26 protein-coding genes are annotated in these 25,964 nt (G+C 44.5%); 9 read left to right on the forward strand and 17 right to left on the reverse strand.

Annotation, left to right across the window (positions count from 1 at the left end; all coding sequences use genetic code 11):
* Window positions 1-35: 35 nt before the first annotated feature.
* Window positions 36-1,040, forward strand: a complete 1,005-nt coding sequence (locus OCU87_RS00740; RefSeq protein WP_261857664.1) for an NAD-dependent epimerase — start codon at window positions 36-38, stop codon at window positions 1,038-1,040.
* Window positions 1,041-1,114: 74 nt separating this feature from the next.
* Here OCU87_RS00740 and coaD read toward each other — a convergent pair whose 3' ends face one another.
* Genes coaD through waaA form a run of 3 tightly spaced genes read right to left on the reverse strand, consistent with a single transcriptional unit; the run spans window position 1,115 to window position 3,655 of the window.
* Window positions 1,115-1,600, reverse strand: coding sequence for a pantetheine-phosphate adenylyltransferase (coaD, locus tag OCU87_RS00745; RefSeq protein ID WP_062688298.1), 486 nt, complete (start codon window positions 1,598-1,600; stop codon window positions 1,115-1,117).
* A 2-nt stretch (window positions 1,601-1,602) separates the two neighbouring features.
* Window positions 1,603-2,385, reverse strand: a complete 783-nt coding sequence (locus OCU87_RS00750) for a glycosyltransferase family 2 protein (protein WP_261857665.1) — start codon at window positions 2,383-2,385, stop codon at window positions 1,603-1,605.
* Window positions 2,375-3,655, reverse strand: a complete 1,281-nt coding sequence (gene waaA, locus OCU87_RS00755; protein WP_261857666.1) for a lipid IV(A) 3-deoxy-D-manno-octulosonic acid transferase — start codon at window positions 3,653-3,655, stop codon at window positions 2,375-2,377. The genes OCU87_RS00750 and waaA overlap by 11 nt, the downstream gene beginning before the upstream one ends.
* Before the next feature lie 260 nt (window positions 3,656-3,915).
* Between waaA and OCU87_RS00760 the strand changes: the two genes are divergently transcribed.
* Together OCU87_RS00760 and OCU87_RS00765 are read left to right on the forward strand one after the other, a co-directional pair.
* Window positions 3,916-4,947, forward strand: coding sequence for a glycosyltransferase family 9 protein (locus tag OCU87_RS00760; RefSeq protein WP_261857667.1), 1,032 nt, complete (start codon window positions 3,916-3,918; stop codon window positions 4,945-4,947).
* Complete coding sequence (locus tag OCU87_RS00765; RefSeq protein ID WP_261857668.1) at window positions 4,931-6,127, forward strand: O-antigen ligase family protein; 1,197 nt, start codon at window positions 4,931-4,933, stop codon at window positions 6,125-6,127. The genes OCU87_RS00760 and OCU87_RS00765 overlap by 17 nt, the downstream gene beginning before the upstream one ends.
* Before the next feature lie 12 nt (window positions 6,128-6,139).
* Here OCU87_RS00765 and OCU87_RS00770 read toward each other — a convergent pair whose 3' ends face one another.
* From OCU87_RS00770 to rfaD, 8 genes are read right to left on the reverse strand one after another with little or no spacing between them, the layout of a single operon-like run.
* The gene (locus OCU87_RS00770) at window positions 6,140-7,273 is read right to left on the reverse strand and encodes a glycosyltransferase family 9 protein (RefSeq protein ID WP_261857669.1); all 1,134 of its coding nucleotides are present in this window, start codon (window positions 7,271-7,273) and stop codon (window positions 6,140-6,142) included.
* 1 nt (window position 7,274) lies between these two features.
* Complete coding sequence (locus tag OCU87_RS00775; protein WP_094958107.1) at window positions 7,275-8,372, reverse strand: glycosyltransferase family 4 protein; 1,098 nt, start codon at window positions 8,370-8,372, stop codon at window positions 7,275-7,277.
* 6 nt (window positions 8,373-8,378) lie between these two features.
* On the reverse strand, window positions 8,379-9,512 hold the full coding sequence (locus tag OCU87_RS00780; RefSeq protein WP_062688309.1) for a glycosyltransferase family 4 protein: 1,134 nt from the start codon (window positions 9,510-9,512) through the stop codon (window positions 8,379-8,381).
* Window positions 9,505-10,614, reverse strand: a complete 1,110-nt coding sequence (gene rfaQ / locus OCU87_RS00785) for a putative lipopolysaccharide heptosyltransferase III (protein ID WP_261857670.1) — start codon at window positions 10,612-10,614, stop codon at window positions 9,505-9,507. Before rfaQ ends, OCU87_RS00780 begins: the two co-directional genes overlap by 8 nt.
* Complete coding sequence (rfaC, locus tag OCU87_RS00790) at window positions 10,614-11,618, reverse strand: lipopolysaccharide heptosyltransferase RfaC (protein ID WP_062688310.1); 1,005 nt, start codon at window positions 11,616-11,618, stop codon at window positions 10,614-10,616. Before rfaC ends, rfaQ begins: the two co-directional genes overlap by 1 nt.
* Window positions 11,606-12,658, reverse strand: a complete 1,053-nt coding sequence (gene rfaF, locus OCU87_RS00795; protein WP_261857671.1) for an ADP-heptose--LPS heptosyltransferase RfaF — start codon at window positions 12,656-12,658, stop codon at window positions 11,606-11,608. The genes rfaC and rfaF overlap by 13 nt, the downstream gene beginning before the upstream one ends.
* Window positions 12,659-12,679: 21 nt before the next feature.
* On the reverse strand, window positions 12,680-13,645 hold the full coding sequence (lpxM, locus tag OCU87_RS00800; protein ID WP_261857672.1) for a lauroyl-Kdo(2)-lipid IV(A) myristoyltransferase: 966 nt from the start codon (window positions 13,643-13,645) through the stop codon (window positions 12,680-12,682).
* A 13-nt stretch (window positions 13,646-13,658) separates the two neighbouring features.
* Window positions 13,659-14,603 (reverse strand): ADP-glyceromanno-heptose 6-epimerase, encoded by a 945-nt coding sequence (gene rfaD / locus OCU87_RS00805; protein ID WP_261857673.1) that lies wholly within the window; start codon window positions 14,601-14,603, stop codon window positions 13,659-13,661.
* A gap of 118 nt (window positions 14,604-14,721) precedes the next feature.
* Between rfaD and OCU87_RS00810 the strand changes: the two genes are divergently transcribed.
* A complete protein-coding gene (locus OCU87_RS00810) occupies window positions 14,722-15,369 on the forward strand; it encodes a TetR/AcrR family transcriptional regulator (RefSeq protein ID WP_261857674.1) in 648 nt (215 codons plus the stop codon).
* Between the two features lie 13 nt (window positions 15,370-15,382).
* Here OCU87_RS00810 and OCU87_RS00815 read toward each other — a convergent pair whose 3' ends face one another.
* Genes OCU87_RS00815 through gpmM form a run of 3 tightly spaced genes read right to left on the reverse strand, consistent with a single transcriptional unit; the run spans window position 15,383 to window position 18,827 of the window.
* Window positions 15,383-16,093 (reverse strand): divergent polysaccharide deacetylase family protein, encoded by a 711-nt coding sequence (locus tag OCU87_RS00815; protein ID WP_261857675.1) that lies wholly within the window; start codon window positions 16,091-16,093, stop codon window positions 15,383-15,385.
* Between the two features lie 26 nt (window positions 16,094-16,119).
* Window positions 16,120-17,271, reverse strand: coding sequence for a peptidoglycan DD-metalloendopeptidase family protein (locus OCU87_RS00820; protein WP_094958117.1), 1,152 nt, complete (start codon window positions 17,269-17,271; stop codon window positions 16,120-16,122).
* A 17-nt stretch (window positions 17,272-17,288) separates the two neighbouring features.
* On the reverse strand, window positions 17,289-18,827 hold the full coding sequence (gpmM, locus tag OCU87_RS00825) for a 2,3-bisphosphoglycerate-independent phosphoglycerate mutase (protein WP_261857676.1): 1,539 nt from the start codon (window positions 18,825-18,827) through the stop codon (window positions 17,289-17,291).
* A gap of 483 nt (window positions 18,828-19,310) precedes the next feature.
* Between gpmM and OCU87_RS00830 the strand changes: the two genes are divergently transcribed.
* From OCU87_RS00830 to cysE, 4 genes are all read left to right on the forward strand, one after another.
* Window positions 19,311-19,751, forward strand: coding sequence for a rhodanese-like domain-containing protein (locus OCU87_RS00830; protein WP_062688316.1), 441 nt, complete (start codon window positions 19,311-19,313; stop codon window positions 19,749-19,751).
* Window positions 19,752-19,851: 100 nt separating this feature from the next.
* A complete protein-coding gene (gene secB / locus OCU87_RS00835) occupies window positions 19,852-20,322 on the forward strand; it encodes a protein-export chaperone SecB (RefSeq protein ID WP_062688318.1) in 471 nt (156 codons plus the stop codon).
* Window positions 20,323-20,340: 18 nt separating this feature from the next.
* Window positions 20,341-21,357, forward strand: a complete 1,017-nt coding sequence (gpsA, locus tag OCU87_RS00840) for an NAD(P)H-dependent glycerol-3-phosphate dehydrogenase (RefSeq protein WP_062688319.1) — start codon at window positions 20,341-20,343, stop codon at window positions 21,355-21,357.
* A 222-nt stretch (window positions 21,358-21,579) separates the two neighbouring features.
* Window positions 21,580-22,401, forward strand: coding sequence for a serine O-acetyltransferase (cysE, locus tag OCU87_RS00845; RefSeq protein ID WP_062688448.1), 822 nt, complete (start codon window positions 21,580-21,582; stop codon window positions 22,399-22,401).
* A gap of 78 nt (window positions 22,402-22,479) precedes the next feature.
* On the opposite strand, the gene trmL is transcribed toward cysE, so the two are convergent.
* The 3 genes from trmL to OCU87_RS00860 form a co-directional block, all read right to left on the reverse strand.
* Entirely contained in the window at window positions 22,480-22,944 is a 465-nt protein-coding gene (trmL, locus tag OCU87_RS00850; RefSeq protein ID WP_062688450.1) for a tRNA (uridine(34)/cytosine(34)/5-carboxymethylaminomethyluridine(34)-2'-O)-methyltransferase TrmL, read from the reverse strand.
* Window positions 22,945-23,073: 129 nt separating this feature from the next.
* A complete protein-coding gene (gene cpxA / locus OCU87_RS00855) occupies window positions 23,074-24,435 on the reverse strand; it encodes an envelope stress sensor histidine kinase CpxA (protein ID WP_261857677.1) in 1,362 nt (453 codons plus the stop codon).
* An 83-nt stretch (window positions 24,436-24,518) separates the two neighbouring features.
* Entirely contained in the window at window positions 24,519-25,211 is a 693-nt protein-coding gene (locus OCU87_RS00860) for a response regulator (protein ID WP_062688323.1), read from the reverse strand.
* A gap of 254 nt (window positions 25,212-25,465) precedes the next feature.
* Here OCU87_RS00860 and OCU87_RS00865 point away from each other — a divergent pair, with 254 nt between their 5' ends.
* Complete coding sequence (locus tag OCU87_RS00865) at window positions 25,466-25,948, forward strand: CpxP family protein (RefSeq protein WP_062688325.1); 483 nt, start codon at window positions 25,466-25,468, stop codon at window positions 25,946-25,948.
* The last annotated feature ends 16 nt before the right edge of the window (window positions 25,949-25,964 follow it).

Genomic DNA, 25,964 nt, shown 5'->3' on the forward strand with positions numbered 1-25,964 from the left:
TAGGTAGGGTTTAGCTCTGCTTGTGAAGGTGAAATATGAAATATCTAGTTACTGGCGCAGCCGGTTTTATCGGTAGTGCTGTTGTTGAGCGTTTGTGCGAACAAGGCCACCAGGTTATCGGTATCGATAATTTGAATGATTACTACGATGTGGCGTTAAAAGAAGCGCGCTTAGCTCGTATCGCGCATTCGTTATTTACTTTTATTACGCTTGATCTTGCTGATCGCGAAGGTATCGCTTCTTTGTTTTCTAAACAGCAATTTGATCGTGTTATTCACTTAGCGGCCCAGGCGGGTGTGCGTTACTCGCTGGATAACCCGATGGCCTATGCGGACAGTAATTTGGTTGGTCACCTAACGATTTTAGAGGGTTGCCGTCATAATAAAGTTAAGCATTTAGTGTATGCATCATCTAGCTCAGTGTATGGCTTGAATCAGAAGATGCCATTTGACACCGCAGATAGTGTTGATCATCCTATTTCCCTGTATGCGGCGACTAAAAAATCGAACGAGTTGATGGCGCATACTTACTCGCATTTGTATGGTGTCCCGACAACAGGGTTACGTTTCTTTACGGTTTATGGTCCGTGGGGACGTCCTGATATGGCGTTGTTCAAATTCACCAAGAAGATTATCGCAGGCGAACAAATTGATGTGTATAACAATGGTGAGCTAAGTCGTGACTTTACGTATATCGACGATATTGTTGAAGGTGTTTTGCGCATTCAAGATGTTATCCCTGAGGCTAACAGTGATTGGACTGTAGAAGGTGGTTCACCTGCGACGAGTTCAGCACCATATCGAGTTTACAATATTGGACATGGTAGCCCTGTGAAGTTAATGGACTTCATTACAGCATTAGAAAGTGCGCTGGGTGTTGAAGCAAAGAAAAACTTCATGCCAATGCAGCCGGGCGATGTGTATGCAACCTATGCTGATACGCAGGATTTATTTACCGCGACCGATTATCAGCCGCAAGTGAAGGTCTCTGAAGGCGTGCAGGCATTTGTTGATTGGTATCGTGATTTTTACCAAGTGTAATTACGATTAAATAAAAAGGGAAGCATCTGCTTCCCTTTTTTGATCTGTTTATCAGTCTGATAATCAAACGCCCTTTAGTGCAGCTTTTTGATTAGCTCTGCTGTGACATACGGATCAACAAATTGGGTAACATCACCTTTGTGAAGCGCGACTTCTTTCACTATGGTCGATGAAATAAATGAATTCTCTTCGGCTGGCGTTAAGAAGACGGTTTCAAGTTCTGGCATCAAACGGCGATTCATGTTGGCTAGTTGGAACTCGTATTCAAAATCAGATACTGCGCGCAGACCTCGAACCAACACGTTAGCTTGGTACTCTTTTGCAAAATCAACCAGCAGCCCAGAGAAGCCAACAATACTGACATTATTTAAATGCTGCGTTATATGGGTAGCAAGATCAACACGTTCTTGCAGGTTAAAAAGGGGCTTTTTGCTTGGGCTAGCAGCAATGCCTACGATGACATGATCAAACATCGCGGCTGCACGCTCAATAAGGTCTAGATGACCATTAGTGATAGGATCAAAGGTACCAGGGTAGATAACGGTAGTTTTTTCGCTCATGCTCAGCTCTTATTTGTAGATGATTGATGTAGTGACCACAAAGTAATGTACTTATTGAAAGTATATTGGGCAATGATAATGGACAGTAGCAGGCCATGTGCTCCGTCTAAAAAACCTTTTCGCAGTAAATATGTTTTCAAAAAGGCCCCGATGCTATGGCTAAACGCGCTGCTAAAACCGACTTTTTTGCCTGATTGAAAACGTTCTTGCGCCCAATTTTTCGCATAGGTGAGTTGCTTTTGTTGGAAGCTGGAAAAGTCCGTACAGGTTTGATGCAGTAAATCACCATCGAGAGGGGCAATCGTGGCACCTATGGTATTGATAGATTCATGCACCAAATTGTCGTTGTAAGTTCGTTCTTGAGTTCTGTAGAGGCGCATAACGCGATCTGGATACCAACCACAATGATACATATAGCGGCCTAAGAACCAGTTGCGACGTGCACAGCTATAAATGATGTTAGGTTGCTGTGGTGATGCTAGCACAGCTTCAATATTAACTCTTAGTTCGTCAGTAACCTCTTCATCAGTATCGATCATAAATGTATATTCGCAACTGGCGTATTGCTGAGCAAATTGACGTTGTTTACCATAGCCTTGCCAGTCAAGGTGAGTATGAACTTTAGCGCCATATTCGCGAGCAATTTCAGTCGTATTATCATCACTGCCTGAATCAAGTAATACAATTTCATCAGCCCATTGGACGGATTGCAGACATTTAGCCAGAGTCATCGCTGAGTTTTTAGCGATTAGAACCACGGAAATTGTGGCGCGCTTAGTTGTCATGACGGCTTCCTAATAACTGGTCAATAAGGGCAAGATGTTTAGCGAGTGATCCTTGATTAAGTTGTAATACAGCTAATGCCTTCTTACCTTTTATGCTCGCTTTTTCTTTGTCTTTAAAGAATATTCTTAGCTGCTCTTCAAGTGTGTGCTCATCTGAAACTGTTGTGAGCGCGCTGGCATCTTCCAGCATGGTGCAGATACTGCTGAAATTGAAGGTATGAGGTCCCATAACAAGAGGCAGGCCGTAAGCGGCAGGCTCTAGTGGATTATGACCGCCACGCTCAACTAAGCTACCACCAATGAATGCAACATCAGCTATGCCAAACAGGGTCATGAGCTCGCCCATGGTATCCCCGATGATAACTTGGCAATCTGCCGTCACGGCTTCATTATGACTCTTACGCAAAAAGCGAAACTGATTATTCGCAACTAACTTCGTGACTTCATCAAATCGTTCTGGGTGGCGGGGCACTAAAATTAATAATGCATTGTGTACTGTTTGTAGCAGCTGTTTGTGGGCTGCTAATAGGATTTCATCTTCGCCTGCATGTGTACTTGCCGCGATCCAAACTGGTTTATCTGCTGCCCATTGATGTTTAAGTTCATTAGCATGCTGTCGTTGAGTATCGGAAACGTTGATGTCAAATTTCACACTGCCACAGACTTGAAGTTTCTCTCTAGTTAGACCGAGCTTAATGTAGCGATCGCCATCCGCTTGATATTGGGCGGCAATCAAGCTCATCTCGTTTAGCATAGGAGAAACCAGTGATTTAACCTTGCCGTAGCCTTTGGCTGAGCGCGCTGATAAGCGGCCATTGGCTAACATAACAGGGATGTTACGTCTGTTGAGCTGATGGATCATGTTAGGCCATAGCTCGGTTTCCATTACGATCGCGATGTTAGGGTTGATGTTGTTAATCAAGCGACGCATTGCACAAGGTAAGTCATAAGGAAGGTAGCAGTGTTGAACACTGTCGCCAAAACTCTTAAGCACTTGCTCTGAACCTGTCGGTGTCATGGTTGTAATCGTGATTGGAAGCTGAGGATAAGCAGCTTGCAATGCTTTGACCAAGGGAATGGATGCGATGGTTTCTCCGACAGACACCGAATGTAACCAGATCCCTCCTTGCTTTAGTGTGGGCCCAAAGCCGTAACGTTCGCTTACACGTTGGCGATAGCTCTTTGCCTTAAGAGAGCGGTACCCTAGCTTTAACCAAATAAATGGTTGGACAATATATAGCAGGGAGGAATATAAGTATCGAGTTGGCATATTTGCAACCATTAAGAGAGAAATCAATATTCTATCAAGAATGCGGATGCAGCTGTACATTAGGTGTGAATATAGTGGGGAAGTTTAGTAGAATGTGCGCAATGGTCGTGAGACTATTCATGTTAATGACAGGATGTTTTGGCTATAGCCGCTACTTTTTTGCTTACCAAATAAGTTACCACCAATGCCCCTCTATCCCGAAAGAAAACAAAAATTAAGATAGATGCTTTAGCTTATTGAATTGAAATATAAGGTTTTTAATGAAACGTTTTTTGGTTGTTCGTAGGGATAATATCGGAGATTTGCTCTGTACTACACCATTTATATCTAATCTTAGAGCTAGTTCTCCAGACGCAGAAATTGATGTACTCGTAAATAGTTATAACTACGATGCAATTAAAAACAACCCAGATGTAAATCATATTTATGTCTATGAAAAAGCAAAGCATGTTTCTGGTGTTAGAGCCAAACTGCTGACTTATGTCAATCGTATTAAGATGATGATTGCTCTGAAGGCAAAGCATTATGATTATGCATTTCTTTGCAGCCCAGGAGAAAGAACAATTCGACTGGCTAAACAAGCTGGCGTCAAAAATATGGCAGGTTTTTACCGCTCAGAACAAGAGAAACAAGAGTTAACTTACTCTGTTTCTTTGAGTGATTGTAAAGGTAAGCACGAAGCGGAAAGGGTGAACTTGCTATTACCTTCCGTCGCTACGCAAGCTTCAATACCACCAATGACACTGAAGGTTGAGGCGAGTGTTGAAAATATTGTGCTTACTGAGCTACAGCAATTAGGACTCTCTAAGAGCGATGAGGTGATAGGTGTGCATGTGAGTGCAAGAAAGCCTTCTAATCGTTGGACTACTGAAAAATATATTAGTCTGATTCAAGCTCTTTTGTCTGAAGCCCCTCAAAGAAAAGTTTTATTATTTTGGTCTCCAGGCAGTGCTAGTAATAAAACTCACCCCGGTGATGATGAAAAAGCAAAAGAGATTGTTGAACGTGTTAACTCTAATGCATTAATCGCTCATAAAACCAGTAACTTGCAGCAATTGATCGCGATGACACAACGAGTAGACCTATATATTTGTAGTGATGGTGGTGCGATGCACGTTGCGGCAGGGCTGCATAAAAAAGTGTTATGTTTCTTTGGTGACTCTGATATATCACAGTGGTATCCATGGGGTGTCTCTCATAGATTGATGACCAATGAAAGTAAAGATGTGTCTATTATTGAAGTAGAAAGCGTTATAAGCGTGTTTAAAGAGTTATATGATGAAGAACTATAATTATTTCTTGCTCTTTATTAATGTTGTTTTAGTTTTTGTTTTACCTCTTTCTGATACTAACGGTGTTGTTTTAGCATGTCTTGGCGCTTCTGCACTATTTGGATTTAAATGTAAGGGGGGAGGTAAGGATCTTAATTATATATTACTTGCTTGGTTAGCTTATTCAATTTGGTATTTATTATCTTCTCTTTGGAGTGTTGATTATCACGTTGTTTTGAGAGGCATCAGAAAAGAGAATCTATATAGTGTGGTTGCATTAATTGCTGGTTTTGTTTCGTTTAAATTATTAAATTATAGGCTAAGAGACTATCTTTTATTCTCACTAATTTTATCAGGGTTAATGTTGTCTATCATTGCTTGTATGCAAAAGCATGGCTTAGGTGGTGACTTTGTTAATGGCATTGTAAATAAGCAATATTCAGGGGTTGGAGATGCTTCTACTTTTCTAGTTGTCTTTTTTGCTGTTAGTTTTTATCTTTTTGATTTCAAAAATAAAATTAGGTTTTTTGTAGGGTTGTGTTCCCAGGTTACAATGATTTTTGTTATGTTTGAAATTGAAAATAGAATGGCATTTATTTCCATTATAATAATGTATTCTATTTACTTTTCAGTGATGGCTCTTAATTTTAGTAGAGTTAAAGTAATATTAGCAGGGTCACTCTGTTTTCCTCTGCTACTTGGTATTGTGTTCTATGGATTGACAATTAAATCACAAAATAAAGAAGTTAGTTTATCTAGCATTGAAGCGGTTTCTGTTAATGACCCTCGAGCAGAAATGTGGACATCATATTTTGATAAGGCACTTGATAGACCAATATTAGGCTATGGGGCTGGATATACAAGTTTAAAAAATGCGATACAGTTTGATATCGATAAAACACAGAACTGGTCGATAGAGATGAAAACACATGCTCATAATGTATTCTTCAATAAGCAGCTTCAAATGGGTGTTGTTGGATTAGCATTGTTTTTATTGCTTTATGGTTACGCATTTAAATCTGCTGTATTTCCTTATCGGCGAGATGATTTATCATTAATCGCAGTGCTGGTGTTTGTTGGCTACTTTTCTAAAAGCTTAACAGATGATTTTTTCATTAGAAATTCACTCATTATGTTTTGGTTTTTAGTCGGATTCTTCATTGCCTCTAAAAGAGATAAAATTGAGAGCGAAAGTCATTAATAAAAAGAGAGCTTAATGCTCTCTTTTTTGTTTGTTCTCTGTTTTCAAGGCATTTAAACAGGCGTTAAAAACGGTGTTGTAGGAGATGTTTGTCATGCATGCGGCTTTATTTGGGCATGTTTGAATAGAGCGCTTACAGTGCTGTACCCAGTCTACTTGACGTTTAAAGAATATATGTTGATTGCGGCATTCAATATTTTGGTCAATGGCAGTAAAGGGTGCGGTGCTAAAAAAGTTGCTGTACCCTGCCATTTCTTTATTGCCGGGACCAAATAAACATACGGTTGGGGTGAATGTATGTTTGGCGATATGCGTAATGCCAGTGTCAGGGCAGACCAATAACTTGGCATGTTGGATTAAGTGCCATAGTTGAGCAAGGTTGAGTTGACCTGCTGTTGAGCTAAACTCGCCATCAGGGTCTGCAGCTTTAACTAACTCTAATTCATTGGGGCCCGCACTCCAAATAGGTATAAAACCTTTTGCATTTAACTCCCTTGCTAAGCGGATCCAATAGTCATTATTCCAATACTTTAAAGGCGTGCTTGCACCTAAATGAATAACGACATAAGGTAACTCAGGGAGTGAAAAGTTGGAAAAATCAGGTTGAGACCATTGCTCTGGATCGTAGAGTAACTCTGCTTTTGTTTCCGTTAACTGACCAATAATATCGGTGATTGATGTTGGGTCTTTAGGTAGCGGAATTAATTCGTTGAAGGGAATATCTTTATAGTTCTTTTTATCGTTTTCATATCCTTTAATCCAACGGCTACCAATGGCAAACGCAGTCCAAGAATAACGATTGTCTAAAATAGGCAACGCAAGATCGTAAGTTGGACGCTTGAAAAGGGCAAACAATGATTGCCATGATTTTGGCGTAAAGGGAATAAAGTGAACGCCATATGGTCGAGACTGGTACAGCGATGCCAGCATGGGAGGCCCTGCAACCTCTATTTCAGCAGTGGGGTATTGTGCTCGCAAACGGGCCAGTAATGACGTTACCATCAATGCATCACCAAGTAAGAGTTGGTGAATTATTAGGATACGCCTTGGTTTTTCTGGTTGCTGCTTACGCTTGAACAGTAAGCGTGGAGAACGGAGCAAAATTGCCCCGAACTGGATCAAACGAAAAGTAGAGCGCGATGACATGCTACTTGCTCACCTTCTGGAAGATCGCTTCCATCTCATCAACCATTTTAGTCATGGTGCAGTTAGCTGATGCATGCTTGTAGCTGTAAGCCCCAAACTCTTCACGTAGACTTGGATTATCAAGCAACTTTTCAATCGCAATTGCTAATGACTTGCTGTCTTTAGTTTCAACACAGTAGCCATTCTTTTCATGATGAAGAACTTCAAGAATACTGCCGACATCCGTTGAAATAATCGGTAGGCCGCATAGCATAGCTTGCATGATCCCTTGGGGAACTCCTTCGTTACCGTAAGACGGTAGGCAGAATAGATCCATTGCTTGGAGCCATGGTACGACGTTGTCTTGGTTACCGACTAGCGTTACTTGGCCATCTAAACCGAGCTCTTTAATTTTAGCTTCTAGTGTTGGCCGAAAAGGACCATCACCGACCACTAAAATGTGGCAATCTTGACGATGAAGTGCGGCTACTGCTTCAACAAGGTACTCATGGCCTTTCCAAGAGCGAATGGTTGCTAAGATCCCAATGATAGTTTTACCGTCTGGTAATGCTAATTCAGCTTGGATCTGCTTTTTATCCTGTGGCAGGACAAATCGGTTTTCATCAATTCCGGTAGGTACGGACTGCATTTTATTAAGAGCAACACCATTCTCAGAGTGAAGGGTTTGGCGAAGCTTCTCACCCGTAGTCGCGATGAAATCATTACCTTTTTGATACAACCATTGAGTGGTTTTTTTATTATGAACGGCGGTTGATAGGTGGCGAGTACGCACTATGCCTGGACGTGAAGATCGCCATGCTAATGCAACTGATACTAACCAGCTATCCGTTGAACTATGAGTGTTAACCACATCAAATTGATTAGCAGATAAAAAACGAAGCATCGCCAGCAAGGCGGCTGGACGCTTTTTATTGATAGGTAAAGCCACGGTATTGATACCGCGCTCTTTTGCTGCGCTATAGATGTTTGAGTTTGAAGGGCAGGCTATCGTCACTTGGTGACCGCGGGCAATCATGCCTTCAGATTCTGTCAGGGTACGAATTTCTTGGCCGCCCCAGCCACAAGATGATTCAGTATGGAGAATATTTAATTTTTTCATGATTATTTATCTTTCTTTCATCAGTGTGGAATATAAGGCTGTCATGTCGTTCACCATTCTTTCGATTGTAAATTGTTGTGCGGTGTGACGAGCGTTATGCCCTAATTGTTGGAGTTGAGATTGTGTTTCACATTTAGCAAGGCTGTCTACGATTGAATCAGCAGAAAAAGCCTCGCAAATGAAGCCATTTTGGTTGGGTTCAACTAAATCTTTTGCACCAACAAAATCAGAGACAATGACGCCCAGGCCTGCAGCCATAGCTTCGAGTACCACATTACCAAATGGTTCATAATGTGCTGGGTGCAATAATAGGTCCGACGCCGCCATTAGCTTACCCACATCGGTGCGAACACCCATAAAATATACACGCTCATTGACACCTAATTGTTCCGCGAGGGCTTGATAAGATTTGATTTTTTTCTCTTTTCCCACCACGAGTAATAAGGTGTCTTCGTTGGTTTTAGCGACAGCTTGGATTGCTTCTTTGACCCCTTTTCGCTCAAAACCGGACCCAACAAAAATTAAAATACGCTTATCTTGAGGTAAGTCTAATTCTTGGCGAAGTTGGCGTTGTTCTTCACCCCATGCTGGTGTGAATTGGTTACTGTTGATACCGTTATAGATGGTGACCAGCTTATCTTCTGTAATAGTAAAATGAGTCAGAATATCTTGCTTCACCATGTTCGAAATACAAATGACTTTTTGCAGTTCATTGGATTCAAACATTTGACGCTCAGTGGCAAGGATATAGCGATGAAAACTGTCCATTTTTTGCCAACACTTGTGTAGCGAAGTGGCATGACGGTTTTTAATATTTAACCACTGGGCATGAACGCCATCACCTGCGCGATAAAGGTTACAACCTGGCAGTCGCTCGTGAGATTGTACAATATCAAAGTCTTGCGTTGTTAAAAGCTGCTGTGCATTTTTGGTAAAATTACGGACCTTAGCCGTGCGAGTCAGCCCTGCTTTGTCTATTTGGTGAATTTGATAGTGAGAATCAGCATTTTTAGGCCAAGCTTGAGTGATTACAGATACGTCAAGATCTGCGCTTTTTAACCCATCTAGAGAGCGAGCAATGATCTTTTCTGCACCACCATCAGGGCGGTATTGTTGGCGCACAATCGCTAACTTAGTCATCAGTAAGTTGCTCCTGAATAGCTTGATAAACCGTATCAACACTGATTGATGCCAGGCACTCACTGATTTTACCGCCACCACAGCCATCGTAGCCGCATGGACGACAAGTATGGTTTGAGGTCAGTACGCGAGCTTTATCACTCCAAGGAGCCCACTCAATATCACCACTAGGGCCAAAGAGGGCAACGCAAGGTGTGTCAACGGCGGCGGCAATGTGCATCGGCACTGAGTCAACGCCGACCATAAGCTTGGCCTGAGCAATAGTAGCAGCCAGTGAGCGCAGTGATAGTTGGCCAGCAAGGTTGTGCAAGCTCGGGTGACTGATGCCGTCTAAAATCCCTTTAATCAAGCCCATTTCGACTTTATCGGGAGCTGCGGTGATCACCACCTGATGACCATCAGCTAATAACTGCTGGATCAAGCTGCGGTAATGCTCGATACGCCAAGTTTTAAATAGCCAACGTGAGGTTGGATGCAGCACGATAAAATTCTTGTCGTCGACATTTGAACGCAGTTGTCGAGCGGCTTGATACTCTTGCTCACTAAGCTCGAGGATCAAAGATTTATCTTGTGGCTTAATGATAAGACCCGCTTTGCGAAGTGCATCTAAATGAACTTCTACTGTGTGGCGAGTATTGCCGAACCGAGGTAAGTGGTAACGGATTGGAAAGGCTTTCTTCCACGATTTATCTTGGCGGTTTTTATAATTACCCGCCACGCCGTATTGAGCTTTAGTCGCCCACTTGATCCATGCACCACGGCGACTTTCAGTTAAGTTAATCACTAAATCATATTGTTGGTGGCGAAGTGTTTTTAGCAGAGCAGCTTCATGCGCAATATGTTTGAAAGTACCGAGATTCTTCCATTTTTTGTCAATGGAATACAAGGTATTGATTGCGGGGTGGCCTTGTAGCATCGGTGCAGTATCGGTATACACCAGGGCATCAATCGTTAAGTGTGGATGATGATTTTTTAGTGTCTGATACACGGGTGAAGAGAGAAGCACATCGCCATGGTGACGAAGCTTGATCACTAAAACGCGCTGTACCTTAGCCCAATCAATGGGGTGGGGTAGGTAATCGTATAGAGGAGATGTTGTCATTAACCATTGCCTTCAGATACTAATAAATCAGATAACTGTACAAACACATAATCGGCAGTCAGTGCTGCCATAGTGTCTTGCTGTAATGATGATGCCGTTAAATACACTTGCCCTTGACCATAGCCACCAATCAAGCCGGGATCGGTTGGACCATACAGGGTGATATTGGGTTTATCGAGTGCGGCTGCTAAATGGCTAAGGCCTGTATCGACGGATACGACAGCACGGGCGTTAGCGAGTACACCAGCGACATCAAACAAGTTTAGTTTGGGCAATACTTCAACGTGGTCAAATCCTTCAGCCAAACGCATTGCGCGATCGTATTCGTGTGGTGCGCCCCACGGCAGTTTGATCTGTAAATCAAGGTTTGCCACTTGTGTAATTAGGTCACGCCAGTGTTCTTCAGGCCAATGCTTGTTATCACGTGTTGTGGCGTGCAAAAACACCAAGTAGGGCTGCTTTGGTGGTACTGATTGTGCCAAGAAATGTTGAGCAATCGTGTAATCACCTGTTTGGGCTTGTGCACTCTCTAGTTTGGGAAGTGCATAGCCTAAAGCGTTAGCAAATAACTGCCGAATACGCTCAACTGCGTGTAGATCTTTGCTGATGGTATGGCATTTATCGTAGCAATAACTGGCCAGAGGCTCTTTGATTGAGTGCTTATCGTAACCGTGTTTTATACCGAGTGCTTTACGCGTGAGTAAGGCACTTTTAATCAGGCCTTGCGCATCAATCACTGCGTCATAATGTTGGTGCTGTATCTGCTGTTTACAGCGTTGCCATTCACCAGATTTAATGGTGTTGATAATATTTTTACGCCAACGACGGATTGCGACGGGTATAACGGTGTCGACAGCTGAGTGCCATGATGGGATCTGAGCAAAGCCTTCTTCTACTACCCAATCAAACTGGATATTAGGGATGGCACGCACGGCATCAGTGATCGCCGGTAGGGTGTGGATCACATCTCCCATCGAGGTGGTTTTGACAATCAAGACGCGCATGATTGACCTGCCAATAGTTCATTGAGTGCATCGAGCGTCATTTGCGGTGTAATATCGATCAAGCTCTGGTGGTAGCCTTGTTCGCCATCGCCTTTACGCACCTTTAAGTAACCGTCAATCAGGCGAATCACTTTCGCTTGATGAGTCAAAGGCGGGGTAAAGTCAGGGCTTGATGGCCCGTATAAGGCAACCAGCGGTAAGCCGACAGCTGCTGCGACATGCATTAAACCTGAGTCATTGGTGATTGCTGCTTTACAACTTGCCATCAAATCAACAGCTTGTTCCAATTTAGTTTGACCCGCCAGATTAATACAATGGGTGCGCTGAGTATCGGATAAGTCAGACAGAATTTCTTCGCCAACAGGATGATCTTTGCCTGAGCCAAAAATCCATACTTGCCAGCCTGTATCGATCAGCTGAGCAACCGCCTGTGCATAGTGATAATGAGGCCAGCGTTTGGCTGGACCAAATTCAGCGCCAGGACAAATGGCTAAAGTGGGGCGATCTTGATTAAGGCCTAACGCTCGGCATGCTGCAATTGTACTCTCGTTGTCCACTTGCAGTGCTGGGTACAGTAATGGCTGAGGTAGTGCTTTGGCTGATGTCATCTCTGCTTTATCAAATGCCAATGCGATGTAGCGCTCAACCATTAAAGGGAAAGCAACCTTATCAAGTTTGCGATAGTCATTCAGAAGACCATAACGCATTTCACCAAGCCAACCACTGCGCTTTGCAATGTCGGCAAACCAAGGTACCAAGGCTGATTTTAAAGAGCCAGGTAATACAATTGCTTGATCATAACCGTTCTGTTTTAGTGTTTTCCCGAGTTGACGACGCACACTTAATTGTAATGAACCGTGACCAACAGGCATTGCAACCACGTTATTAACTTCAGGCATCCGACTTAAAATAGGACGACACCAATCGGGTGCCATCACATCAATGGTTGCATCTGGGTTATTGGCTTTTAATGTGCGATATAGACTTTGCGACATCACCATGTCGCCAACCCAGGATGGGCCAATAATTAAAATTTTCATTAGGCTAACCCGTTGTTATGGTTAGGGTTTGTATTTATCAGAGCGATATGGTTCAACAATGCCTGGACGTTGTGTTTTTAAGAACTTCAAAATCCACATGTATTGTTCTGGCTGCTCATTAACAAACAGTTCGATATGTTCGTTCATCATACGTGCATCTTGCTCTTCACTACCACTAGGAAAAGGATCCAAAGCTGGCAGTATACGCATGTTAAATTGTCCTGTTTCGTTATCGTAAGTAGGAAAACAGGGCACAATGCGAGAGCGGCTTAATTTAGATAGTTTACCTAAGCCCGCAATCGTTGCTTTTGTAGTAGCAAAAAAATCAACGAAGACACTGTGATTCGGGCCAAGGTCTTCATCAGGTAAGTAATAGCCTAAGTAACCTTCTCGTACCGATCTAATGAAAGGCTTGATCCCTGCACTGCGCTCAAAAATCTTGCCGCCATATTGTAAGCGTTGACGGCTCATTAGCCAGTCGGTAACAGGGTTAGATTGCTTCTTCGATATATTGGAAATGGGTAAACCACGAGAAGCGAGTAATACAGCTGGAATATCAACGGCCCATGTATGCGGCACCAGCAAAATAACACCCTCGCCAACATCAGTATGTTTGGTGAGGTTTTCCATCCCGTAGATCACCGAGTTACTTTCGAGCCACTGACGAGAACGAGTGGTCAGTGCGGCTAATCCCATCAAATAAGTGCCTGCGGTGATAAAAGTATCAAGCAAGATTTGTTCGCGTTCAGTATCTGTTTTTTCTGGGAAGCATAATAGCAGGTTGATGCGTGCGCGATGCGTTGCACCACCTTTGATCTTTACTGCTATTCTGGCAAAAGGAATCGCCACCGCACGGCGAAAACCGTGCGGTAGTAGAGAAAGTAAAGCACCGACTATGATAGCTAACCACGTGCCCCAGTATTTCGGGTGAAGATACGGCCACTCAAATTGTGGTCGATGTGCTTTATTGTCGTTATGATCGATCATAGCCGTTGTTCTATTACTTATTAATTAATGCCATGTACTCAGCAACGCCTTCTGCTACTGATTTGAATGGTTCGTTGTAACCTGCCGCGCGAACTTTCGTTAAATCCGCTTGAGTGTAGGTTTGGTAACGACCTTTAAGGTGCTCAGGGAAAGGTACGGTTTCTACGCCGCCTTTACCGTGGAACTTGATCACAGCATCGGCGACTGCTTGGAATGATTCCGCGTTGCCTGTACCACAGTTAAAGATGCCTGATACGCCATTTTCTAAGAACCATAGGTTCATTTTAGCGACATCGCCCACGTAGACGAAATCACGCTGGAAGGTTTCAGAACCTGCAAACAACTTGGCGTTTTCACCCTTGTTGATTTGGCTGTTTAGGTGGAAGGCAACGGATGCCATGCTACCTTTGTGCTGCTCACGCGGCCCGTATACATTGAAGTAACGGAACCCTGTTACTTGTGATAGTTTTTCACCATGTTCTTCAGCATCTTGCCATACACGGCGTACGTAGTTGTCGAACTGTTGTTTTGAGTAACCGTAGACGTTCAGTGCACCTTCGTACGCTTTTTCTTCGATGAAATCGTGATCACGACCACCGTAAGTGGCTGCAGATGAAGCGTATAAGAATGGAATTTGACGCTCTAAACAGTAGTGAAGTAGCTCTTTTGAGTACTCGTAATTGTTTAGCATCATGTATTTGCCATCCCACTCTGTGGTCGCAGAACATGCACCTTCGTGGTAAATAGCCTCAATTGGACCAAACTCATCACCCGCCATGATTTGCGTGATGAAGTCTTCTTTGTCCATGTAATCAGCGATATCAAGATCAACCAAGTTGGCGAATTTGGTGCCATCTTTTAGGTTGTCTACAACTAAAATGTCGTTGCGACCTTGTTCGTTTAGTAGTTTTACGATGTTGCTGCCGATCATGCCGGCGCCGCCAGTTACAATAATCATGAGTAGTCCTATTGCTAAAACGTTGATCTTACGGCCGCGATATCGCCACCGTACAAGAATTCTGTCTATCTTATGATAACATCAACAGAGAGCCTAAGTGCGAAGGAAGTGAAGACAAATGAAGACCCGAGATCGAATCATCATGGCTGCGCTAGAGCTTTTTAACGAGCGCGGTGAGTCCAATGTAACTACCAACCATATTGCTGCGCATTTGGGCATTAGCCCTGGCAATCTCTATTATCATTTTCGTAATAAAGAAGAGATTATACACAGTATTTTTGATGAATACGCCAGTGATTTACGTACCCGCTTTCAACCACAATCTGAGTTTGATGCCACAGCTGAGAGTTTATTGCAGTATCTTGATGCTGTCTTCATGCTGATGTGGCGCTACCGTTTCTTCTATGCCAACTTACCCAATATCTTACGTCGAGATGAGGGGCTGCAAAGTAAATACTTAGCGGCACAGGAAAACCTACATCAAAATATGATGGCGTTGATGGAAAGCTTTAAACAGGGCGGTCTGCTAGATTTAGATGACAGAGAACTGTTGAGTTTAACCAACACTTTAAAGCTAGTTGCTTCAAGCTGGATTTGCTACCAAACCACTCAAGCACCAGGGGCTCAAATCACAAAAGCGGTGATCTACCAAGGCGTACTTCAAGTGTTGAGTATTGTTCGTCCGTTAACAACAGAAAAAGGTCGTGAGCGCGTACAACAACTTGAAACGCACTATGTTGACCAAGAGCGACAAGACATAGCGTAATTTACAACATGCGCTAGAACAGGGCTGATAGCGGTACCAGTTCAACGTCGGTGTCGAGTAATGGAAGCTGTTGCTGCAAGGTACTCAATGTCACTGGGTAAGGATGACCAATTGCTACCGCATAGCCATGACGTTGGGCGCGTTTGACCGCCATTTTTAGTTGCTGAGTGACAAACTTTTGCGTGCGAAAATGGTCAAGGAAAATGTGGCGGCGTAGGGTGGGAAGTTGAAATGCGTGTGCTCGTTGTTCTGCTACGCTGTGAACGCTGGTTCGACTATCAAGAAAACCGAGCCCTTGCTCGGTGAGTACTGTCATCACCCAATCCATTCGGATGACATCTTGAGTTAACGCACTACCCATATGGTTATTGACGGCAACGGCATGTGGAACCCGCAATAAAGCGTGGCGCAAGGTTTGTTTGAAGGAATCTTCTGACATCCGTTTAGTCAGGGTGCTGGGTTCGAGTGGTGCTGCGCCTTGTGGCTGCATTGGCATATGTAGTAATACATCACGTTGTTGCTGATGTGCTAATTCCGCCGTTGCGATATCAAATGGCGTATCGGGTAAAATCGAGAGGCTGATTTGAGAGGGTAAAGCTGATAACGCCACAGGCATCGAATTATAGCCTAGGTCATCAATCACAATTGCCAGCTTAGCGGCAATTGTAAAAGGGGAAAGGAGCAAGCATAAGGCTCCTAATGTGAAAACTGCTATCCTTTGCATGCCTCACCTAATTGTCCGCTATGGCGTTATTTTTTGAGCCAAGTTCGAGGATTGGTCGGCGTACCTTTACGCCGGATTTCAAAATACAATCCTGATTGGCTTTGGCCGCCGCTGTCACCCACTAATGCAATAGCTTCATTGGCTTGAACGCTGTCGCCCACTTTTTTAAGTAAGGTTTGGTTATAACCATAGAAGGTCATATCCCCCTTGCCGTGATCGATGGCAAGCATCAAACCATAGCCTCGTAGCCAATCAGCAAAAATGACTTTACCTGGGTAAACGGCATTTACTTTGCTTCCACTGGCTTTACCTATGACCATGCCTTTCCAGCGTAATTCACCTTGCTGTTTGGTACCGTAGTTGTGTCGCACCGTGCCTTTTACAGGCCATGGCAGTTTGCCGCGGTGTTTTGCTAAACCATCCATCGGCGCTTGGCGTGCGGCGCGTTCAGCTTCTAGCTTCGCTTTGGCAATTTCTTTGATCAGGCGGCGTTCATTCACTTTAAGTTCGTTAATGTAGCTGCGATCATTGCTCATTTGGCCTTTAATGCCAGCAAGGGTGCGTTTACGTTTTGTTTGTTCACCCGTCCGTTTTTTATTTTCGGCTTGTAGTTCATTAACAAGCGCTTGCTGTTGTTGGCGTTGCAGGGCGAGTTCATGTTTCTTTAATTGCAGCTCAGTATCAATCGCGCTTAATGCGGTAAGGGCGTCAATACGGGCTTTGCTGATCCGCTCGGCATACACGGTATAGCGATCTAGGGTGTGGCTATCTTGACCGCTCAGTAGATTTGCCAGCTGGCTATCTTCACCTTGACGGTATTGGGTATTGAGCAATTCGCGTAGCATCTCTTGTTGACCAAGACGTTGCTGTTGAAGTGTCTGCTGCTCTTGGCTGAGTTTTGCGATTGATGCGGTTAGTGCTTTTCGCTTATTTTCGGCCTGATGGATTTTTTTTGTGGCATTGGCAATGGTGAGCTCGCGTTTTTTAAGCTCATTTTGTAATGCGGCATAACGCTTTTGCTTATCTTGTAGTTGGCCTTGTTGGCGTGATAACTCGTCTTTAACGCCATCGAGTTGATTATCACCCGAGGCATAGAGTGGTTGGCTAAAGCACAGGCATAACAAAGCGCCAGTGCATAAAGCACTGGCGCGGAAGGTCTTTGTGAGGTGTTTGATCATATCCCGCATGGGATAGATTATTTCAGATCAAACAGCACCTGACCAGTCATCTCTGCAGGGATTTCGATATCAGACATTGCGAGCATTGTTGGTGCAAGGTCAGATAGCTTACCGCCATCTTTCAAAGTAAGTGATTTATTACCTACGTAGATCAACGGAACCGGTAGGTTGGTGTGTGCAGTGTGAATGCCACCCGTTTCAGGGTTAATCATCATTTCTGCGTTACCGTGGTCGGCAGTGATAAGTAGCTGACCATCCATTTCACGGATAGCTTCAACCACTTGGCCAATACAACCATCAAGTGCTTCACACGCTTGAACCGCAGCATCGTAAACACCTGTATGGCCAACCATGTCGCCATTCGGGTAGTTACAAATAATGGTATCGAACTCACCCGATTTGATTGCTGCAACCAGTTTTTCAGTTAGCTCTGGCGAACTCATCTCTGGTTGTAGGTCGTAAGTGGCGACTTTTGGTGAAGCAACCAGTGAGCGAGACTCACCGTCAAACTCGTCTTCTACACCACCGTTGAAGAAGAAAGTGACGTGTGCGTATTTCTCTGTTTCAGAGATACGAAGTTGTTTCTTACCTTTCTTCGATAGCCACTCACCTAGGGTGTTCTCTAGGCTTGCTGGTGGGAATGCCGCAGCTAAATCAATGTTAGCCGCGTATTGCGTTAGCATCACGAATTCAACCGCAGGGAACGTAGTACGTTCAAAACCGGCGAAATCAGCAAGGAAAGCACGAGTGATTTCACGCGCACGGTCAGCACGGTAGTTCATAAAGATAACCGCATCGCCATCTTCCATCGCAGCTGACGCTTGGCCTTCCGCGCGGATTTCAGTGGCTTTAACGAATTCATCGTTTTCATCACGTGCGTAAGCAGCTTCTAGGCCATCAACAGCGGTTGCTGTTGTAAACTCACCGTTTGCTTGGGTTAGCACATTGTAAGCAACTTCAACGCGATCCCAGTTGTTATCGCGGTCCATTGCATAGTAACGACCAACCAGTGATGCGGTACGTCCTTTACCCAGTTCAGCAAATAGCGCATCGAAACGCTCAAGTGAGTGTTGTGCACTACGTGGCGGCGTATCACGGCCGTCTAAGAAACAGTGTAAGTAAATCTTTTCTGCGCCACGTTTAGCTGCCATTTCGATAGCGGCTGCAATGTGGTCTTCATGGCTGTGAACACCGCCTGGTGACATTAGGCCCATGATGTGAACAGCTTTGCCTGCCTGGATTGCTTTATCCATAGCATTCACTAGCGCTTCTGTTTCAAAGAAGTCGCCATCAGCAATAGACTTAGTGATACGAGTCAGGTCTTGGTAAACCACGCGGCCCGCACCAATGTTGGTGTGACCCACTTCAGAGTTACCCATTTGACCATCTGGCAAACCTACATCTAGACCCGATGCAGAAATCAGCGTGTTCGCTTCATTTGCAATTAGACCATCCATTACCGGTGTTTTTGCGTTTGCGATCGCGTTGTTTTGCGCGTCTTCGCGGTAACCCCAACCATCTAGAATCACTAGAGCCAATGGCTTCTTAGCAGACATAAGCTGTCCTCTTGTATGTCATAAGTGAAAAATCAAAACTAATCACCTTAACGCTTTGATTCTTTCAAAGTATTTAAGGTCATGAGTTTTGAATGTTGGTAATTTTACTACAACTTCACCCGAAAACTGTAGGGTAAGATCAAACAATGCTGTAAATAAATTGTTAGTGTTTCCGTAAAATATATTCATTTTTTGATGAGAAGGTAAGTCTTTTTCCATTGTTTTTTACTATTTCATCGATAGTTTAGCTCTTATAATAGCAAGTGAGTTATCACACGGATTATCCGTCTGTCGCTGTACTTGGCAGGTAACGTGGGTATACTCAGTTTCTTTGTTACGGACATGCACGTTGTCGCAGAACATTGCTTGTGAACTGGGAACAGTGAGCAAAGTGATTCTCCGCCTCCTAACATCCATGTGCGTTTTTATATGAACTTAGCGCTAATTTGGGGCTAAGGATTAAGCGAGAGTAGAGCGAAGGCCATGCAACAGTACATTGATTTTTTTTCGGGTAACCCTATTTTATCTTTAGCTTGGGTTGGTCTAGTTGTCGCGATCATCGCATCGTTTGTGAAGCAAAAGACCGCAGGTTACCGTGTTGTCACTCCAACAGAAGCGACTGTTCTTATGAACCGCGAAGAAGGTGTGGTGGTAGATATTCGTTCTCGTGACGAATACCGTCAGGGTCATATTGCGGGTGCACATCACATTTTGCCGAGCCAAATTAAAGAACATAACTTTGCGGAGCTTGAAAAGCACAAAGCTGCCCCAATCATTGTGGTATGTAAGACAGGTCAAACCGCGCAAGATAGTGCGAATGAACTTAATAAAGCTGGCTTTGAAAATGTGAGCGTATTAAAGGATGGTTTGATTTCTTGGAACGAAGGCAACCTGCCACTTATCCGCAGTAAGGGTAAGAAGTAAGTTTCAATTGTCGGTATTTCTGCCGAGTAGATATGACATCGGCTCGGTAACATATTTTATTTCATCACATGATGAACACGGTAAATAAAAGGATCTCAACATGGCTGAAGCAGCAACTAACGAAGCGCAACAAAACTTCCAAATTCAACGTATCTTTCTAAAAGACGTTTCTTTTGAAGCGCCTAACTCGCCAGACATGTTTCAAAAAGAATGGAATCCAGATGTTAAACTGGATCTTGATACGCAAAGCCGTGAGCTAGGTGAAGGTGTATTTGAAGTTATTCTTCGCCTAACTGTTACTGTTAAAAATGCAGATGACACCGCATTCCTATGTGAAGTTCAACAAGGCGGTATCTTCTCTGTTGACGGTATGGAAGCACCACAACTTGCACATTGCCTAGGTGCATTCTGCCCGAACATCCTATTCCCATACGCGCGTGAAACAATTTCAAGCCTAGTGGTTAAAGGTACGTTCCCTCAACTAAACCTAGCGCCAGTTAACTTTGACGCTTTGTTCATGAACTACCTACAAAACCAAGCAGAAGCGAACCAAGAGAACGCTGAAGCTTAATCAACGCGCGAAGTCGATATGAATCAGAATGCGAAACAAACCGTTAGCATGACAGTGTTAGGTGCCGGTTCATACGGTACCTCACTCGCGATTGCCTTGGCCCGCTCTGGTGCCAATGTGGTGTTATGGGGCCATGAGCCTGAACACGTCGCTCAGTTAGAAATTGATCGTGCTAACGAGGCTTTCCTTCCGGGTGTTGCTTTTCCTGAGTCTTTAATTTTGACATCAGATCTGGCGCAAGCGGTAGCGGCTAGCCGTGACTTATTGGTCGTCGTACCGAGTCATGTCTTTGGTGATGTACTCACGCAAGTGAAGCCTCATTTACGTGAAGACTCACGTATTTGCTGGGCAACCAAAGGCCTTGAGCCAGAAACGGGACGTTTGTTGAAAGACGTCGCGCAAGATGCTTTGGGTGACCAAGTGCCACTGGCAGTGTTGTCTGGCCCTACGTTTGCGAAAGAACTTGCCGCTGGTATGCCAACTGCGATTGCTGTTTCGTCGCCAAACCCTGAGTTTGTGCGCGATCTGCAAGAAAAGATCCACTGCAGTAAGTCATTCCGTGTTTATAGCAATACTGATTTTATCGGCATGCAGCTTGGCGGTGCCGTTAAGAATGTCATTGCGATTGGTGCGGGCATGTCAGACGGGATTGGCTTTGGTGCCAATGCTCGTACAGCCCTGATTACCCGAGGCTTAGCAGAAATGTGCCGTTTAGGTGCTGCGCTGGGTGCTCAGCCTGAAACCTTTATGGGAATGGCTGGGCTTGGGGATTTAGTACTGACATGTACTGATAACCAATCACGCAACCGTCGTTTTGGCTTAGCCTTAGGTGAAGGCCAAACGGTCGATGGTGCACAAGAAGTGATTGGTCAAGTGGTTGAAGGCTATCGTAATACCAAAGAAGTTTGGATATTAGCGGAGCGTCATCAGGTTGAAATGCCAATCACTGAGCAAATTTATCAGGTGCTATACCAAGGTAAAGATGCCCGTGAAGCCGCCAAAGATTTACTCGCTCGTGAGAAAAAAGACGAATAGTCAGAGTGAAAACACGGCGGACTATTTGCCTTGTCGGGTATATCGATCAATATTAACAACGCGAGCTTATGGCTCGCGTTGTTTTTTTTTGAGAGCGCGTTACAGTTATAGCTATATTGTGTAACTAAATTCATTCGTTATCTTACTGCTGACAGTGGGAGATAATGAATGAAATGAGTTGAGTCTATGGTTCATTTCCGAAAAGAGAAAGCAGAGGGTGATGTGAAGGAGTGTAAACAATATAGTCTTTGGCAATCGGTGAAGCAGGAAGCGAGAGACCAGTCAGAGCAAGAACCAATGTTAGCCAGTTTTTACCATGCCACTATTATCAAACACGATAATTTAGGGGCGGCGCTGAGCTACATTCTCGCAAATAAATTGGCAACACCCTCAATGCCTGCGATGGCAGTACGTGAAGTGATTGAAGAAGCCTATGCCGCAGATTGTATGATCACAGAATCGGCAGCGTGTGACATTCGCGCTGTAGTAGAGCGCGATCCCGCGGTGGGCATGTATTCTGTGCCCTTACTGTACTTGAAAGGCTTTCATGCGCTACAAGGTTATCGTGTTGCCAATTGGCTATGGAAACAAAATCGTATTGCGCTAGCGGTATATTTACAAAACCAAATTTCAGTGAGCTGTCAGGTTGATGTTCACCCTGCCGCCAAGATTGGTCAGGGCATCATGTTTGACCATGCGACCGGAATTGTCATTGGTGAAACGGCGGTGGTTGAAAATGACGTTTCGATCCTGCAAGACGTAACACTTGGTGGTACTGGTAAAGCAGGCGGTGATCGTCATCCTAAGATCCGTGAAGGGGTCATGATAGGTGCAGGGGCGAAAGTTCTGGGTAATATTGAAGTGGGTGAAGGCGCTAAGATAGGTTCTTGCTCTGTGGTATTGAACCCAGTGCCGCCGCATACGACCGTTGCGGGTGTACCTGCGAAAGTGGTGGGTCGACCAAGTACTGAAAAACCCGCGATGGATATGGATCAGCAATTCAACGGTAGCTCGCAAACCTTTATTGAAGGTGATGGGATTTAAGGTTTTTTCTATCGTGATGCAAATAGCAAAAAAGCAGCCATTGGCTGCTTTTTTCATTTTAAGCTTAATGATAGTCGCTTACATCGCGCCTTCAAAACCGAGCTGGCGCCACGCTTCATAACCAATAATAGCGGCAGCGTTTGATAAATTCAGACTACGGCTGTCTGGGTGCATTGGAATGCGTAAGCGTTGCTCTAACGGCAGGCTTTCAATCAAATCTGCAGGCAGGCCACGCGTTTCAGGGCCAAACAACAGGATATCACCTTGTGCAAATTGTGCGTTGGTGTGGAAGTTAGTGGTTTTAGTGGTGCAGGCGAAAATGCGACGATCACCAATTGCTTCCATAAAAGCGGCAAAATCTTTGTGGCGATGGACGTGGGCAAGATCGTGATAGTCCAAGCCAGCGCGACGCAGTTTCTTTTCTTCTAAATCAAACCCAAGTGGTTCAATTAGGTGTAAGTTGGCACCACAGTTAGCGCACAGGCGAATAATGTTGCCAGTGTTTGGGGCAATCTCAGGCTCGTATAACGCAATATCAAACATAATCACTTCGGTCTGCAAAGATAAACTGGCTGTATTGTAACGAATATCGCCCTTGCTGTTCGAATTTCTTATTCTTCCCATGCCATTAATTAATCAGCAAGTATGATTGGGTCATTGGTGGCGCTGGTATTAAGTATCGAGTGGTAAGGTGATGTTCATCCGTAAGCCGCCCAGTGGGCTGCGGCTTGCGACAATAGTACCACTGTGTTGGCGAATAGCACTTTCGGTGATAGCCAGCCCTAGACCTGTACCACCGCTGCTGCGATCGCGGGCGGTCGAGACGCGATAGAATGGCCTGAAAATATCATTCAGCTCATCATCAGGCACGCCGTCGCCGTTATCATCAACAGTGATCTGTAATTGGCGACCTACGGGCTCAATCTGGATCTGAATTACATCGTCACCATACTTGATGGCATTACGCACTACATTCTCAACCGCGCTGATCAACAAATTGGGATTACCGCTGATAGGCCAAGCTTGTAACGGATTGTAGCTGAGGGTCTTTTGACATTGCTCTGCTTCAAACTGGGCATCTTCTAACATCTCAAACCATAGTGAATGCGCATCCGAAGCTTCACGCTGTTGGTGGCTATTAACCTGCATGCGAGATAGCTCAAGTAATTCACTGATCATCTGCTCTAAGCGTTCTGCTTCGGTATCGATGCGTGACAGTTCTTTACTTTCACCTTGCTTACGCTTCGCAAGTGCGGTCGCCATTCGCAAGCGGGTGAGTGGTGAGCGTAACTCATGTGAAATGTCGGACAACAAGCGTTGTTGACCACCAATCATCTGATTAATTGCTTGAACCATTTGATTAAAACTGGCGCCTGCTTGCTGAAATTCGACTGAGCCTTGCTCCAGTTTAGGATCTGGCGAGAATTGTCCGGTCGCGACACGCTCAGCGGCTTGTTGTAAGCGACGGGCAGGGCGGCTGATGGCCCATGCTAGCCATAATAATAATGGGGTACTCACCAGCATGGTTAGCAATAGCAGCTGAAATGGTTTATCCAATATTTGAATAAAGAAGGGCGGTTTTTCACGCCAAAAACGGCCAACGTACATTAAGACTTGCTGGTCATTATCGTTAATGGCAAAAGGGCCGGCCATCATCCAACGACCGTATAATTTTTGTCGTGGAGCGTCGGGACTATCCGCGATAGTCACGAAGTTTCGTAGCGCTTTATTGCGACCGTGGGGGGCAATGACCTCTCCCTCTAGGGTCGTGAAATAGACGCGTGAACCATCGTGGCGTTCATGGCGAGTAATTGGTTTCAACTTGCGGCTGAGCTCTCCAGGCATAGTGCTTATGCGGTCAGATATGCGTGCAGCGACTTGATTTAGCTTGAATAACTGCGGCTCTGGAATAGTGTGTTGTGCCCGAGGGTCTAAGTTCGGTAATAGCACTAAGGTGATAACGACTAAAAATAGCGTTAACCAAAATACGGCAAAGATCCGGCCGTATAAGCTGGAAAATAATGGTCGACGCATAAGCTTACCTTTTATCATGATTGACCCTGAGTGGATTTAAGGGCTTAGACCGCAGAGGCGTTGTTCAAAGTCGCGAGTTCGCGCTAGTGATCATCCACCAATAAATACCCTTTGCCACGTAGTGTTTTGATACGGGCTTTGCCATCTTCGCGTTCAGGTAGTTTCTTACGTAAGTTTGATACGTGCATATCAATAGCACGATCAAAAGGAGCCAAGCGCTTTCCAAGCACTTCAAGGCTGAGTTCTTCCTTGGCGATGATTTTCCCTGGGTGCTGAATTAGGTAGCTTAGTAATGCCAGTTCTGTCCCCGTCATTTCAATTAATTGACCTTGGCAGATAACTTCTTGGCGACCTGGGTAGACTTCAATACCTTGGCTACGTAAACAGTCCGATTGAACTTGAGCTGGGTTGGTGCTGGTTTGAGTACGGCGCAAAATAGCACGCATACGAGCGAGTAGCTCGCGGTCGCTAAACGGTTTAGGCAGATAATCATCGGCACCCAGTTCAAAGCCTATCACCCGATCTATTTCTTCCCCTTTCGCCGTCAGCATTAATACGGGAGTGGTGTGATTTTCACGCAACCGGCGTAGCATTTCAGTGCCATTGAGTTTAGGCATCATTACATCAAGTAGAATGAGGTCGATGCTGTCGTCAACTTTCGCCAGCCCTTCTTCGCCATTATTAGCTTCACAAACCTCAAAGCCTTCCATTTCTAAAATGTCGGTTAACAGTGACGTTAACTCGGTATCATCATCAACTAATAGAATCTTTGCCATTGTTTAACCTTTTGCTTCGAAGCTTGCTTATCTCTGCGTTAATGCGTGATGCGATGATTAGGTCGAGATAGCTGAGCGGTGAGTCTCTTCTATTGAAATGAATAGAAGGTATATGAGCTAAGTATCCCTAAACTTTGAGGAACAGCCAAGTAGTGCGATCTTGATTTACGCAGCTTTACGTTAGCAAGACAGCGCTTTACCTTGTGCGAGTTATTATTAATTCATACCGAGAACGGCATATCTGGAGAGATACAATGAAAAGCTTTAAAAAAACCTTAGTAATGGCAATCGTACTTCCTTTGGCGCTAGGTTCTGCATCAGCAATGGCTTACGGTGGTGGTAAAGGCCATCACGGTGGTAAAGGTGGTTGCGGTATGGATGGTGGTAAAAAAATGTTCCGCGAATTGGATTTAACCAGCGAGCAAAAAACGCAAATGAAAACATTGCGTGAAAGCCACCGTGAACAACGCCACGCCAATACTGATACCCGCGATGCACGTAAAGCCTCGCACCAGCAAATGCAGCAACTACTACTCGCAGATAGCTTTAATGAAGCTGAAGTGCGTCAGCTAGCGCAACAAATGTCAGAGCAGCAACTTGATCACCGTGTTGCAATGCTAAAAAATCGTCATGACATGCTGAATATTTTAACCGCAGAGCAAAAGACCAAGCTGCAAGAATTACAAAGTGAGCGTATGGCGAAATGTGATGCTCGCCGAGATGCAAAAGTGAATTGATTGAAGTCACTATAAA

This window comes from Photobacterium sanguinicancri (assembly GCF_024346675.1).
GTDB classification, from domain to species: Bacteria; Pseudomonadota; Gammaproteobacteria; order Enterobacterales; family Vibrionaceae; genus Photobacterium; species Photobacterium sanguinicancri.